Source organism: Neptuniibacter pectenicola, assembly GCF_001597735.1.
Lineage (GTDB): Bacteria > Pseudomonadota > Gammaproteobacteria > Pseudomonadales > Balneatricaceae > Neptuniibacter > Neptuniibacter pectenicola.
In genome coordinates, this window is record NZ_LUTS01000004.1 from 70,284 (window position 1) to 85,662 (window position 15,379).

Consider the following 15,379-nt stretch of genomic DNA (forward strand, 5'->3'; position numbering starts at 1 on the left):
ACATTTTGTCGTGCGGTTGCCACTATTGCTCTATCTAAAGCAGACAGAGATATGCAGGAATGGCTGCCCAGCCCCAACTATTAATTATTGATGATGACCTAAGCCGCAGGGAGTTGATCTCCGCTGCGCTTTCCTTCTTAGGTCGCCCTTTCAAATTTTATGGCTTTGTTGACTGGTTGCAGTCGGATGATCAAGCGTTGAGTGGCGATATCGTTTCTTTGGTGTTGCTTGGGCAGAGTCAATTACCGATCTCGTTGGAAAAGTTATTACGGAACCTACAGCAGAAGACCCCTTATGCGGCGGTGGTGACGTTGGGGGAATGGTCAGAAGTTGCTGAACTATCAGATGATTTGAAAAACTGCGTAACCGGGCAGCTAACGGTTCCGTTTAGCTATCAACAGCTGCTTGATCAGCTGCACAAAGCGCAGTTGTATACCCAGCACTCGCTGGGTGGCGAAAACGCAAGTCAAGTGAATTCACGGTTATTCTCTAGTTTAGTGGGCACCAGTAGGCCGATGAGGCTTGTTCGCCAAGCGATGTCCCAAGTCGCAGGGCGTGATGTTAATGTGTTGATTACCGGTGAATCGGGGACGGGCAAAGAGGTCGTTGCCCGTAATTTGCATGATTATTCTGTGCGTAAGGGCGGGCCATTTGTGCCTATTAACTGCGGTGCAATCCCTGCGGACCTTTTGGAAAGTGAACTGTTCGGCCATGAGCGGGGTGCGTTTACGGGGGCGATTTCTAGTCGTGCTGGACGATTTGAGTTGGCCCAAGGGGGAACGCTTTTTCTTGATGAGATAGGGGATATGCCTTTATCTATGCAGGTTAAGTTGCTGCGTGTCCTTCAGGAACGAAAGTTTGAGCGCATCGGGGGGACCAAAACCCTTGATGCGGATATTCGTGTGATTGCCGCTACACATAAAAATCTTGAGGATATGATAGAGGCGGGCACTTTTCGTGAGGATCTCTACTATCGACTCAACGTTTTCCCTATTGAAATGCCACCGTTAAGGGAACGCACAGAAGATATTCCATTATTACTTGAGGAGTTATTGGGTCGTTTAAAAACTCAGGGCTTTGACTCCGTACGATTTCAAGCCAGTGCTCTAGACTCGTTGAAGGCCCACCCTTGGCCGGGCAATGTACGTGAACTCTCAAACCTTACTGAGCGACTTGCGATTCTCTTCCCTAATGGGATTGTGGGTGTATCAGAGCTGCCCAAACGTTTTCAGCATATCGAGGAACCTGATCCAGCACGATACAGTGATGCCAAGGCCGTTGAAGAGCAAACTAATCAAAATAGTATGGCGGCTGGGCTCGCCCCGCTTGATCGCTTACCCGAAGAGGGGTTAGACCTTAAAGCTCACTTAGAGGCGATTGAACGGGCATTGATTGAGCAGTCATTGGCGGTACATGACGGGGTTGTTGCTAGAGCGGCTGAACTGTTAAATATTCGGCGAACGACGCTCGTAGAAAAAATGCGTAAATATGGGATGCAGCGTAAGTAATATGAATGATATTGAACCTTATAAGGCCCGTATTGCGGAACTAGAAGAGGCGCTGAACCAAGCGCAAGAATCGTTGTTAAATGAGTCTCTTCAGCGGCAAAAAAATGAAGATAAAAATGTTGGGCTGAGCGATCGTTTCCAGAACCTATTATCAATTTTGCCCGCCGGGGTTGTCCTAATTAATGGGGCAGGCAAAGTGGCGGAAGCGAATCCAGCGGCTGAGAACTTTCTGGGTACGCCTTTGATTGGTCAGCCTTGGTTTGAAATCATCAGTCGCAGCTTTGCCCCGCGTGGTGATGATGGTCATGAGGTGTCGTTAAAGGATGGTCGCCGCGTGAGCTTAATGACACGAGCGATGGATAGCGAACCTGGTCAGTTAGTGTTACTGACGGATCAAACCGAGACACGGTTGCTACAAGGGCGTGTTTCACATTATCAGCGTCTTTCGGAGATGGGGCGGATGATGGCGTCGCTCGCACATCAGATACGAACGCCGCTATCGGCAGCGCTGCTCTACGTTGATCACTTAATGCGTCCCGATTTAGTGCTTGAGCAACGCCAGAAATTTGCCCGTAAAGCCAAATCACGATTAACCAACCTTGAGCAGCAAGTCCGAGATATGCTGATCTTTGCGCGGGGCGAGATGCGGTTAGATGACGTGGTTTCCTCCGCTGCATTTATGCGAGAGCTAGAGGATATGCTTGACCTGCCTCTGGTGAACTATGATGCCGATTGCGATTGTATTAACGAAGTGCCCCATTATGAGTTTCAGTGTAATAAAGAAGCGTTACTAGGGGTATGCATAAACTTGGTAGAAAACGCCTTGCAAGCCAGCGGTAAAGGCGGGGAGTTAACGATTCGTTTTACTGATGAAGCGGGGCGTATAGGTCTTCATATTATCGATTATGGTCAAGGTATGGAGCCTGCACAGATTCAGCGTGCGTTGGAGCCGTTTTATACCACTAAGTCACATGGTACTGGGCTTGGCTTAGCTGTTGCTCAGGTGGTTGCTCATGCTCATCACGGTGAATTTAAAATACAGTCGGTTCTGGGGGAGGGCACAGTGGCAACGATTCTGCTGCCCTGTCTGTCAGCTAACTAAGGTTAATGTCTAAGCGATAAACAACATGCCTAATAAAATAATGATTGTTGAAGATGATAATGAGTTGCGCGAAGCGTTGTGTGACACATTAGAGCTGGCAGGTTTTGCATATATAGAGGCACCTGATGCTGAAGAAGCGTTGGTGCTGCTGGCGAACCATCAGGTGGATATGGTGATCACCGATGTCAATATGCCCGGTATGGATGGTCATCAACTCTTAGATGAGATTCGCAAACTACACCCCGGGCTCCCTGTGATGTTGATAACGGCATTTGGTCAAGTGAGCAAAGCGGTTGATGCGATTAAAGCGGGTGCGGTGGATTACTTGATGAAGCCTTTTGATTCCGAGGCGCTTATCTCGGCTGTGCGTCGTTTTGCCTCGGGGACGGTTGTCGCACCGGAAGCGCAGCAGCCTATTGCGGAAGACAGTAGTAGTAAGCAGTTACTACAGTTAGCAAGACGCGTTGCCGCCTCCGACTCGACGGTGCTGATTTCAGGCGAGTCAGGTACAGGTAAAGAGGTGTTGGCGCAGTATATACATAATCATTCGTCACGCTCTGATAAACCGTTTATCGCGATCAACTGTGCGGCTATCCCAGAAAACATGCTAGAAGCAACGCTGTTTGGTCATGAAAAAGGCGCATTTACGGGGGCCTACGCGAGCTCTCCCGGTAAGTTTGAGCAGGCAGACGGAGGAACATTGCTGTTAGATGAAATCTCCGAGATGGATCTGGGTTTGCAGGCGAAACTATTACGTGTTCTGCAGGAGCAAGAGGTTGAACGTATTGGCGGGCGTAAAGTGATCTCGCTTAATGTACGTGTTGTTGCCACGACAAACCGCCAGTTAGATGCCTATGTCTCTGAAGGTAAATTTCGTGAGGACCTTTATTATCGACTCAATGTGTTTCCGCTGCAGTGGCGGCCATTAAGGGAGCGGCCTGCGGATATTGTGCCATTAGCGGAGCTGTTATTTAGTAAGTACTGCCAAAAAATGCAACGCTCCCCAGTGAGTTTGTCGGTTGAGGTGGTGAATGCTTTGGTTGACTATTCGTGGCCGGGTAACGTGCGTGAGTTAGATAATGTTGTGCAACGTGCGTTGATTTTGCAGGCGGGCTCTGAGATTAGAATGGCCGACCTTATGCTGAACCCGTCCGATATTTCTGCGTGTGAGATATCAGAGACCGAGGCTTCACTGGACGAGGACGATTTAGTGGGGCAGTTAGGTGAAGGTATGCGCCAGCATGAATTCCAATTAATAATCGATGCCTTAAAGGCAACCCATGGAAGTCGTAAAGATGCAGCCGAAAACTTAGGGATTAGTCCACGAACATTACGTTATAAATTAGCAAAAATGAGAGAGTTGGGTCTAGACTTGGACAAATTACTTGGTCGTTAGGCTATAAAGCGCAGATAATAAAATTCTTTTAAATCAATTGGTTGGGTGTTCGGCGAGACTAAGGTCTTATCTTGGATATACCAAGGTCTAATTCAGGGTATTGCTCTCCCTTCTGTATAAACCTATAACAGATATTTAACCTCGTTTGCGTCTGATAATAAAAAAATACGGAAAACATAGACGATCTGAGGGTATTTGATAATTACAACAATCAAGCTAAGGGCATCACGATGAGTGAAAAAATATATCCAGTTAGTCCGGAGATTGCGGCGCAGGCGCACATTGATAATGATAAATATTTAGCAATGTATGAGCAGTCTGTAACTGATCCCGACACATTCTGGGGTGAAGCAGGTAAACGCCTAGATTGGTTCAAACCATATACTAAAGTAAAAAATACATCGTTCGATCCACATAATGTTGATATTCGTTGGTTCGAAGACGGTACATTGAATGCATCTTATAACTGCCTAGATCGTCATCTTGAAACACGCGGTGATCAGGTTGCTATCATTTGGGAAGGCGACGACCCAAGTGAGTCCGAAAATATCACGTATCGCCAATTACATGAACGTGTTTGTAAATTCTCAAATGCGCTAAAAGCACGCGGTGTTAAAAAAGGCGATGTTGTAACGCTTTACATGCCAATGATCCCTGAAGCTGCTGTTGCTATGCTTGCATGTACGCGTATTGGTGCGGTGCACTCAATCGTATTTGGTGGCTTCTCACCAGAAGCACTTGCAGCGCGTATCGAAGGTGCGGATTCCCGCGTTGTTGTTACGTCAAACTATTCACTACGTGCAGGTAAATCTGTACCGCTTAAAGCCAATGTTGATAAAGCATTAGAGCATGAAGCAGCGAAAGAGCGCGTTGAAAGCGTTATCGTTGTTAATCGTGTCGATAAAGACGTTGCTTGGAATGACAAAGTCGACGTTTGGTATGAAGACCTTGTAGCGGATGCGTCTGCTGAGTGTGCACCTGAAGAGATGGAAGCCGAAGCGCCCATGTTTATCCTTTACACATCAGGTTCTACTGGTGCGCCAAAAGGTCTTGAGCATACAACAGGCGGTTACATGGTTTACGCGTCTATGACGCATGAGTATGCCTTTGACTATAAAGATGGCGATATCTACTGGTGTACTGCCGATGTAGGTTGGGTTACAGGCCACAGTTACATCGTGTATGGACCGCTTGCTAACGGCGGCACATCCTTGATGTTTGAAGGTGTTCCAAGCTACCCAGATAACAGCCGTTTTGGTCGTGTTATTGAAAAGCATAAAGTTAACCAGTTCTACACTGCGCCAACCGCTATTCGTGCGTTGATGCAGCAAGGTGAAGATGTTCTGGGTGATTCAGACCTATCTTCATTGCGTATTTTAGGGTCTGTAGGTGAGCCAATTAACCCAGAAGCGTGGGAATGGTATTACCGTGTTATCGGTCAGAGCCGTTGCCCTATCGTTGATACATGGTGGCAGACTGAAACGGGTGGCATGATGATCTTGCCTCTACCTGGTGCGACTGCGGCTAAGCCGGGTGCTGCTTCTCGTCCATTCTTTGGTGTTCAGCCTGCATTGCTTGATGCGGATGGTAAAGAGCTTGATGGTGCTACAGATGGTAACTTGGTCATTAAAGATTCATGGCCGGGTCAGAGTCGTTCTATCTGGGGCGATCATGAGCGCTTTATTCAGACCTACTTCACTACGTATAAAGGCTACTACACTACGGGTGATGGCGCGCGTCGTGATGAAGATGGCTATTACTGGATTACGGGTCGTGTAGATGACGTGATTAACGTATCGGGTCACCGTATGGGTACAGCTGAGGTTGAATCAGCACTTGTGGCGCACCCTGCTGTAGCTGAAGCTGCGGTTGTAGGTTATCCGCATGAAGTTAAAGGCCAAGGTATCTACGTATACGTGACGTTACAGTCCGGCTTTGAGCAGTCTGATGAACTACTAAAAGAACTGCGTATGCATGTTCGTTCAGAGATTGGTCCGATTGCGTCTCCTGACTTGATTCAGTTTGCACCTGGTATGCCTAAAACACGTTCAGGTAAAATCATGCGTCGTATCTTGCGTAAGATTGCCGAAGACGATTTTGATGCACTAGGTGATACGTCAACGCTTGCTGATCCATCTGTTGTAGATGATCTAATCAACAACCGTATGAACCGTTCTAAATAATATATTTTTAATATTTAGTCTAAAAACTCCCGTAGGACTCGGAATACCCGAGACTTGCGGGAGTTTTTTGTTTTATAGTAGTAGCTACATCACTGGAAAACCGTTCCATTTGCGGTCGGCGTTCGAGTAACAGTTTCTTAAGGGGGAATTGAACGCATGCAGTTAGCTCAAAAAATTATTATTGCAGATGATCATCCACTATTTCGTGCGGCCTTAAAGCAGGCCGTGGCTCAAGCGTTACCTGGTGTCGAGACTATCGAGGCTGATTCGTTACCGGCGGTGCAAGAGGCTGTTGATCAGCACTCTGATGCTGATCTTGTTTTGCTTGATATTCATATGCCGGGAACAAATGGTTTCTCGGGCTTAGTTTTTCTTCGTGGTCAGAACCCAGGTATTCCTGTGGTTGTGGTTTCTGGGAGCGAACAGCCGCATATTATGAAACGCGCGATAGATTATGGTGCGTCTGGCTTTATTCCAAAATCGTCTTCTCTTGAAACAATTGCTGACGCTATTGTTGCTGTACTTAAAGGGGAAGAGTGGCTGCCACAGGAGGTTGCGGATAACCTACCTGATGTCAGTGAAGATGATCAAAAATTTGCTGTTGCCTTGGCGGCGTTGACGCCACAGCAGTTTCGCGTGTTAACCATGTTAACTGAAGGTTTGTTGAATAAGCAGATTGCGTATGAACTGAGCGTTTCAGAAGCCACAATAAAAGCGCATGTGACAGCTATTTTACGTAAGTTGGGTGTTCATAGTCGTACGCAGGCAGTCATCGCGGCACAGCGTTTAGGTGTAGAACCACCAAAAACGGATCTTGAATGATCTTATTTTCTAAATAATGTTAGATTGAAAAGGCGCTCTGAGCGCCTTTTTTATGGCAAAAATAAGTTATGCCGTGGGGTGTACTAACTTTCACTGGCCCGTGCTGTTGCAATGGTTTTGTTAATCATTGCGCGGAGTGCCGCAGGCCTTATGGGTTTAGTGAGTAGTTGTGCGCTGTGGGATGCAATCTCTTCTTTCACCTCTTCTGTGCGATCCGCGGTAATGATAATGGCGGGTACTTTTCTGCTTAACAGTGGCTGGATCTCTTCGAGTGCCATAATGCCAGTGAGGGTTTCTGAAAGGTGGTAATCCGCTAAGATGATTTCGGGCTCGAGCCCTTGGTTAATTTGCGCTACCGCATCGATCGTTGATAGGGCGGTATGGACCTCGCACTCCCAGCCATTAAGGAGCGCTGACATCCCTTCAAGGATTTTCGGTTCGTTATCGATCACTAATGCTTTGATGCCTTTGAGCCCTTTACTGTGTATCCAGCCGCGCTTTTCAGGTTTAGGCTTGATTGCCTTTTCGGGATCGCCTAAGGGTATCTCAACGCTAAAGACGGTGCCTTTGGTAGGCCATGAGCGAACATTTAATCGATGACCTAGCATGTTAGCTATACGCTCGGTGATGGCTAAGCCAAGCCCTAAGCCCTGCACTTGGGAGTGGCGTGGATTATCAATCCGTTTGAACTCTTCAAACACTTCATTGAGCTTGTCTTCAGCAATACCGACACCGGTATCCCAGACCTCAACCCTAAGCATGTTGTTGTCCCTACGGCAGCCCAGCAGTATCTTGCCCTCTTGGGTATAGCGAATGGCGTTAGAGAGAAAGTTTTGTATTATGCGTCGTAAAAGTTGTTGGTCGGAGTGAACCACTTTCTTACAAGGAACAAAGCGAAAAGTGAGGTTTTTCTTCTCTGCAACGGCAGTGAATTCAGTGTTTAACGCGTTAAACATGTCACTCAAACTGAAGTCGCTGACCGATGGAACTAAGGCGCCTGCATCAAGCTTAGAGATGTCTAAGAGTGCAGTGATAAGCTCTTCTGCTGCGGTGAGTGAGCCGTTTAGGTTCTCTACAAGCTGACTTGTTTCTTCGCTGTTATGGCTCTGTTGCGCTAACGCTGATGTAAAGAGACGTGCGGCATTGAGAGGCTGAAGTAAATCATGGCTTGCTGATGCTAAAAACCGTGTTTTACCGATGTTGGCATCATCTGCATCGGACTTGGCTTGGCGAAGCTCATCTTCCATCAATGAACGAATGGTGTTTTCTTTCCGTAGCTCTTTGTTGACAACGGAGAGGGCGTGGGTTCGTTCTCTTACCCGCTGCTCTAGGGTTTCATTGGTTTCTTTAAGTGCTATCTCGGCGGTTCTGCGCTCTGTAATATCTTGGTACAGAGAAAAATAACCTAACACATCGCCATAATCGCCAATATGCGGTATGTATTTGACCTCTGCATAGCGTTTGCTGCCGTCGCTGGTGGGTAGGGTTGTTTCAAACCGCTGCTGCTTACCTTTCAGTGCTTCAGTGATATAGGGGCTTCTTAGTTCATACTCAGCGTCAGACATAATTTCATAACAGGGCGTGCCTGAGATGGACTTGCGATCTAAATGGAACGTTTCCGCATAGGCTTTGTTGATAAAGAGATAGCGTCTTTCTGGGTCTAAGTAGGCGATGAGGACCGGTACATTGTCAGTATAAATACGAATGTTCTGTTCGCTTTCTCTGAGTGCTTCTTCAACATGTTTGTAGGTCGTGATATCCATATAGGTATTAACATAGCCGCCGTTGGGCATAGGATTGCCGCGGACTTCGAGTACGGTGCCATTAGGGCGGAAACGTTCATAGCTATGACGCTGGCTTGATTTGAGCAGTGATAAGCGTTTTTTGACTTGCTGCTCGTTGTTGCCGGGGCCGTACTCCCCTTGTGCGGCATTAAAGCGGAAGACCTCTTCTATTGGGCGTCCAACACAGATAAGCCCTTCCGGGTAATCAAACATTTCGACATAAACCCGGTTCCATGCAACAAGTCTCATCTGCTGGTCGACTACGCTGATACCTAAGCTAATATTTTCGATGGTGGATTGTAGGAGTGAACGGTTAAAGCGTAAGGCCTGTGACGCTTCATCAACGATGGTGACCACGTCACCGATATGCATATCTTTCCCGCGCAGGGTGGAGACTAATACAATGCGGGCAGACGAGGCACCAATAACGCCGGCCAGTAATCGTTCTGTAAATTGGATGAGCTCGGGTGTCGCCTTATCATCGGATAAGGGTGGATCCTCGTCCCGCTGTAGCGCAAATCCGGTAAATGCGTGCTGGGTACGGCTAATGCCGAGAAAGCGTTCAGTAAGCATTTGGAGGTCGCCGACTGTGACCTGCCCGTACTGTCGTGAGCTTTCGGTTAAATCTTTGTTGTAGACGTCAACAAACGCGCTGGCTTGTATGCGGTCCACAAGGCGGGGGGTTGCATAGCGCGAGATGAGCACATAGAGGCTCGTGTTGACGAACAGTGACCAGAAAACACCATGGGATAAGGCATCGAGGCTGTCGACGCCGAATAGGCGGGTTGGGGTTAGCCAGTCGATATTGAAAATACCACTATTCAGATACTCAGGGCCTAAGAGTCCGGCTTCACTGAATGAGGGTAAGACAAGGGTATAGAGCCATAGGATAAAGCCGCCAATTAATCCTGCTAATACGCCATTTCGGGATCCAGCTTTCCAGTAAATACCGCCAATGATGGCGGGTAGGAACTGTGCCGCAGCGACGAAGGCGAGTAGGCCGAATGAGGCGAGTGGTGATTGATCACCAAGAATACGATAGTAAAAGTACGCAAGAATCATCAGGCATAAAATGGTGATGCGTCTTACGCGAAGCAGCAGGGAACCGACATCTTTATTGTCGGAGAGTCGAAGCCAAGAGATTCGGAAGAGCAATGGCATGATGATGTCATTGCACACCATCGTAGCTAAGGTGATGCTGGCAACGATCACCATGCTGGTGGATGCGGATAAGCCACCAATAAACGCGAACGTTGCGAGCTGTTTGTAGTCAGCGGCTAGGGGCAGCATGAGTACGAATGTATCCGCATCCACATTAGTGCCATCAAAGTAGAGCACCCCGGCGGTGGAAATGGGGAGGACAAAAGCGGACAGCAGAATGAGATAGAGGGGAAATAACCAGCGGGCGAGCTTTAGGTGGCCGGCATTGGTGTTTTCCACGATAGTGACGTGAAATTGACGCGGCAGGCAGATGACGGCCGCGCAAGCCAGCAGTGTTTCTGTCAAAAAACTGCCTTCAAGGAGCGAGGTTGTGTAATTGTTGTTGTTATTGAGCTGTAGGGCGATATTGTAGGCTAGGTCATCAAACCCGTTAAACACTTCAAATGTCACGAACAAGCCGACCGCGATAAATGCGGCAAGTTTTACAATAGATTCGAAAGCCACTGCGAGCACTAAGCCTTCGTGATGCTCGGTGGCGTCTATCTGTCGCGTACCAAAAAGGATGGCGAAGATAGCCATGACAATGGCGACAAAGAGCGCCGTGTCGCTCCCTTTACTGATGACCTCCTCTGTTCCAGGGGTTAAGGCGTTGTAGCTTATCGCTACCGCCTTAAGCTGCATAGCAATGTAGGGCATAGTGCCAGTGACAGCGATGATGGTTACAAGTACGGCTAAGGCCTGACTCTTACCGTAACGGGATGAGATGAAATCGGAGATGGTTGTTATATTTTGCTGCTTACTGATCAACACCATCTTTTCAATCAGCTGCCAGCCAAAAATAAATACGATAACGGGGCCGAGGTAGGTGGCCAGAAATTCCCAACCGTTTGTGCTGGCTCGGCCTACCGCGCCATAAAAAGTCCAAGAGGAGCAGTAGACGGCAAGGGAGAGTGAGTAGATGACAGGTCTACTGACAGATCGGATGTTGCTGTGGGCTTTTTTGTCACCGTAGTAAGCGATGGCAAACAGCAAGCCTAGGTAGGCAAGCGATATAAGAATTATCGACCAACCTGAAAGCATAAACGAAATTCCTTGGTGAAATTATCAAGTGGTTAGTTTACTTGTTTTTGGCAGGAACCCAATATTTACCTGATTTTTGCAGAATAACTCAGATATATGTATCTAATTGACTAATACTTTTGTATAGGTGGTTGTTGTTAATAGGTTTTTCTGTTCTGGGCTGGACTCGGCGGAAAACGGTTAATCGGGGGTGATTGATGGGGAATAAGGTTATATCGAGTCGACTAAAGTTTAGCTTTGTTTGGCGGCGCTGTCTGATAGTCTCTACCTGTCTTAAATTTTCACCAATTTTTCAATAACAAAAATAAGGATGGTGTTATGTCAATTAGTAATGAGCAGGCGCAAGCCTACTGGCGCGAAAATTTGCGCATCATTATGACTCACCTTGCGATCTGGTTCGTAGTTTCCTACGGCTGCGCAATCCTGTTCGTTGAACAGCTTAACGAAATTCCGTTCTTCGGTTTTCCATTAGGTTTTTGGTTCGGCCAACAGGGGTCAATCTTCGTATTCGTCGTCTTGATCTGGACTTATGTGTTCAGTATGAACAAGCTTGACGAGAAGTATGACGTTCACGAATAACAATAATAATTTCAATTAGGACGGCATTGCTATGAGTCTCGACGTTTTAACTTTTCTCTTTGTAGGTGGCTCCTTTGCGCTATATATCGGTATTGCGATATGGGCGCGTGCAGGATCAACCAAAGAATTCTACGTGGCAGGCGGTGGTGTACCACCAATTGCAAACGGTATGGCGACAGCCGCTGACTGGATGTCTGCAGCTTCGTTTATCTCTCTAGCCGGTTTAGTTTCCTTTATCGGTCGTGATGGTTCAGCTTATTTGATGGGTTGGACTGGCGGTTATGTACTGCTAGCGCTTTTGTTAGCGCCTTACCTACGTAAGTTTGGTAAGTTCACAGTGCCTGACTTTATCGGTGATCGTTACTATTCACAGACTGCTCGCGTAATTGCAGTAGCATGTACAATTGTAATCTCTTTCACCTACGTTGCTGGTCAGATGCGTGGTGTTGGTATCGTGTTCTCTCGTTACCTACACGTTGATATCAACACGGGTGTCATTATCGGTATGGCGATCGTATTCTTCTACGCCGTATTAGGTGGTATGAAGGGTATTACTTATACTCAGGTAGCGCAGTACTGCGTACTTATCCTTGCATTCACCGTACCTGCACTTTTCCTATCTGCACAGGTTACAGGACATATCCTGCCTCAGATCGGTTTGGGCGCAACACTCGATAATGGTATGTCTGTATTGGCGACGTTGGATCAGCTTTCAGTTGATTTAGGCTTTAGTCAGTATACTAGCGGTAAGAAGTCTACGATTGATATCTTCTGCTTAACGGTTGCACTAATGTGCGGTACTGCAGGTCTTCCTCATGTAATCGTACGTTTCTTCACTGTACCTCGTGTTAAAGATGCACGTATCTCTGCAGGTTATGCATTGATCTTCATTGCACTTCTTTATACTGCGATTCCTGGTGTAGCGGGTTTTGGTCGTGTAAACCTTATTCAAACACTGAATGGTCCTGATGGTTCTGGTGCGTCTTATGAAGCGCTAAAAACCGATGCTAAGTGGTTCCAGCAGTGGGAAAATACAGGTCTGATCGGTTGGAATGACCGTAACGGTGATGGCAAAGTTCAGTATGCTGCTGGCGATGCGTTTAATGGCGCTAAAGGTAAGCCTGCGTTCCTTGAAGAGCGTGGCGAACACGGCCAGCGTCTAGCAACTAACGCTAAAGATGATGCTAACTTTGATCCAGCTAAACAGCCGTTTGCTAACGAAGTATATGTCGACCGAGACATTATGGTGTTGGCTAACCCTGATATTGCGCAGCTTCCTAACTGGGTAATTGCGTTAGTAGCAGCGGGTGCGGTTGCGGCAGCACTCTCTACTGCAGCGGGCTTGTTGTTGGTAATCTCAACAGCTATCTCCCATGACTTGATGAAGAAAACTATCAATCCGAATATCAGTGATAAGCAGGAGCTTCTTTATGCTCGTCTAGCTGCGATTGTTGCGATTTGTATTGCCGGTTACTTCGGTATTAACCCTCCAGGCTTTGTGGCTCAGGTTGTTGCCTTGGCATTTGGTTTGGCGTGTGCATCAGTATTCCCTGCAATTATTATGGGTATTTTCTGGACGCGTCATAACTCACAAGGTGCGATTGCCGGTATGCTTGTAGGTCTGGTATCTACAATGTGCTACATGTACTACTTCGCATTCGGTAGTGGTACGCCTGACCAGTACTTCTTGGGTATCTCCCCAGGTGGTTTCGGTACGGTAGGTGCGGTGCTTCATATCGTTGTTGGTTTCGTAGTATCTAGTATGACTGCGGCGCCACCAAAAGAAATTCAGGAGATTGTAGCGGATCTACGTATTCCACGTGGCGCTACTGAGGCTCATGATCATTAAGATCGAGTAATCACCTTACTGAAAGGGCGCCCAGCGTAGAGTTGGAGCGCCTTTTTTTGTGAATAAAATAAGGATTATAGATATGCCTGATTCTTTCAAAATGACAAATCTACCGTTTAGTTTGTTGGATGAAAAAGAGGAGCAAACCCTGCGCTCAAGTCTGGATATAAGTTACTACCAGAAGGGCGAAGTGATTATGGCGGCCGGTGAGGAGCCAGAAGGTGTGTTCATCATTTTGAAAGGAAGGGTGGGTGAAAGTGAGGTTGTTGAAGAGGGTGAGACGAGCCGTGAACAGATCTTTGTATATTACACAAATGAGGATTATTTTGGCGGATGGTCAGCCATTCGTGGGAAGGCGATTCACAATTTTATAGCGGAAGAGGAAACGATCTGCCATATCCTACCCACGAAAACATTATTGGATTTAATGTCCACAAACAGCCTGTTTGCTGATTATTTTCAGCAAAACCTTTCCGCTAAAACTGAAATCATGCAGCAGCATGGTAGTAAAGATCAGGATATGGCTGAGTTTATGCTGGCTAAGGTGTCTGATGGCTTAGTACGTGAGCCGTTAGTGATTGTGGAAGGCACCTCTATTCGCGAAGCAACGCTGATTATGCGAGAGCATAAATCTGACTGTTTGCTGGTTAGGCGTGGAAGTCGATATGGCATGGTGACCGGCACCGACTTGCTGGATGCGGTGATTGTCAATGAGATGCCGATGGACACAGACCTTGCCGAGATTGCCAGTTACCGTCTGATAACAGTTGAGCCGGATGACTATCTTTTTAATGCCCTAATTATTATGACTCAACAGCGTATCGAACGTGTTGTGGTGATGGCGGGGGCGGAGATGAGTGGGATTGTAGAGCTCACTGATGTATTGAGTTATTTCTCTAGTCACTCCCACGTTATTGGTTTGCGAATCGAGCGAGCACAAACGGTTGAGGATCTTAAAGAGGCCGCGCAAGGTTTAGATGATTTAATCAAGGCCTTAGTTTCACATGGTGTTAAAACGCGTTTTGCTATGGATCTATTAGCCGCCATGAATGGTCGGATCATCGCTAAATTATTTAATATCATTATGCCTGCGGATATGCAGCCTCACGTCTGTCTTTTGGTCATGGGATCGGAGGGGCGTGGTGAGCAGATAATGAAAACGGATCAGGATAATGCTGTCATCTATCGTGATGGGTTAGTTTGGCCCAAGATGCAGGATACATTAAATCGCTTTAGTGAGACTTTGATCGGGTTCGGTTTTCCTCCCTGTCCGGGTAATATTATGGTGTCAAACCCAGCTTGGGTTCGCTCCTTAGGTGAGTGGACGCAGATGTTGCGAGAGTGGGCTGATAAATGTGATAGTGAGTCGCAGATGAACTTGGCGATAGCGATTGATGCTAAGCCGGTAGCGGGTAACCCTGCTATATTTAAAGCGAGCCGAAATTGGTTTATGCGTCACCTGCGTAACAATGATGTTTTTTTCTCTCATTTTGCAAAAGCGTCGTTAGAGTTTGATACGCCGCTAACATTCTTTGGTAATTTAAAAGATAAAGGCCATTTAGATATTAAAAAAGGCGGCATATTTCCTATTGTGCATGGCATTCGCACAATTGCGCTTGAGTACCGTATTAAGGCAACCAATACCTTTGAACGGATAGAGGCGTTAGTTGAGCAAGAGCAGTTACAGCAAAAGCATGGTAGTGAACTGGCTGAGGCGTTAAGTTTGTTTATTAGTTTACGGTTGAGGCAGCAAATTAAGCGAATAGAGTGTAGTGATACGGGGCATGATCAGACACCTAACTTAATTGAGTTGCAGTCGTTAGATAAAATGGAGCGTGATCTGTTGCGAGATGCTTTGCATATAGTGAAAGGTTTTAAAAAGCATCTTGAGCTTAGATATCACCTCGGGGGTTAG

The 15,379-nt window shown here is 47.0% G+C and carries 9 protein-coding genes; 8 read left to right on the forward strand and 1 reads right to left on the reverse strand.

Features of this window, described 5'->3' with window-relative positions:
* Positions 1-59 precede the first annotated feature (59 nt).
* The 5 genes from A3773_RS06620 (at position 60) to A3773_RS06640 (ending at position 7,011) form a co-directional block, all read left to right on the forward strand.
* Positions 60-1,508, forward strand: coding sequence for a sigma-54 dependent transcriptional regulator (locus A3773_RS06620; RefSeq protein WP_067984321.1), 1,449 nt, complete (start codon positions 60-62; stop codon positions 1,506-1,508).
* Position 1,509: 1 nt separating this feature from the next.
* A complete protein-coding gene (locus A3773_RS06625) occupies positions 1,510-2,610 on the forward strand; it encodes a sensor histidine kinase (RefSeq protein ID WP_067984323.1) in 1,101 nt (366 codons plus the stop codon).
* A 25-nt stretch (positions 2,611-2,635) separates the two neighbouring features.
* Positions 2,636-4,006: a sigma-54-dependent transcriptional regulator gene (locus A3773_RS06630; RefSeq protein ID WP_067984325.1), complete on the forward strand. Its 1,371-nt coding sequence runs from the start codon at positions 2,636-2,638 to the stop codon at positions 4,004-4,006.
* Positions 4,007-4,236: 230 nt separating this feature from the next.
* On the forward strand, positions 4,237-6,189 hold the full coding sequence (gene acs / locus A3773_RS06635) for an acetate--CoA ligase (protein WP_067984327.1): 1,953 nt from the start codon (positions 4,237-4,239) through the stop codon (positions 6,187-6,189).
* A gap of 156 nt (positions 6,190-6,345) precedes the next feature.
* A complete protein-coding gene (locus A3773_RS06640) occupies positions 6,346-7,011 on the forward strand; it encodes a response regulator transcription factor (protein WP_067984329.1) in 666 nt (221 codons plus the stop codon).
* 83 nt (positions 7,012-7,094) lie between these two features.
* Here the strand turns inward: A3773_RS06640 and A3773_RS06645 are convergent, their stop codons facing one another.
* Positions 7,095-11,036, reverse strand: coding sequence for a NahK/ErcS family hybrid sensor histidine kinase/response regulator (locus tag A3773_RS06645; protein ID WP_067984330.1), 3,942 nt, complete (start codon positions 11,034-11,036; stop codon positions 7,095-7,097).
* 318 nt (positions 11,037-11,354) lie between these two features.
* Between A3773_RS06645 and A3773_RS06650 the strand changes: the two genes are divergently transcribed.
* The 3 genes from A3773_RS06650 to A3773_RS06660 all read left to right on the forward strand — a co-directional run bounded on the left by A3773_RS06650 (position 11,355) and on the right by A3773_RS06660 (position 15,379).
* Positions 11,355-11,615: a DUF4212 domain-containing protein gene (locus A3773_RS06650; protein WP_067984331.1), complete on the forward strand. Its 261-nt coding sequence runs from the start codon at positions 11,355-11,357 to the stop codon at positions 11,613-11,615.
* A 31-nt stretch (positions 11,616-11,646) separates the two neighbouring features.
* Positions 11,647-13,464: a sodium:solute symporter family protein gene (locus A3773_RS06655; protein WP_067984332.1), complete on the forward strand. Its 1,818-nt coding sequence runs from the start codon at positions 11,647-11,649 to the stop codon at positions 13,462-13,464.
* 82 nt (positions 13,465-13,546) lie between these two features.
* Positions 13,547-15,379: a putative nucleotidyltransferase substrate binding domain-containing protein gene (locus tag A3773_RS06660; RefSeq protein WP_067984333.1), complete on the forward strand. Its 1,833-nt coding sequence runs from the start codon at positions 13,547-13,549 to the stop codon at positions 15,377-15,379.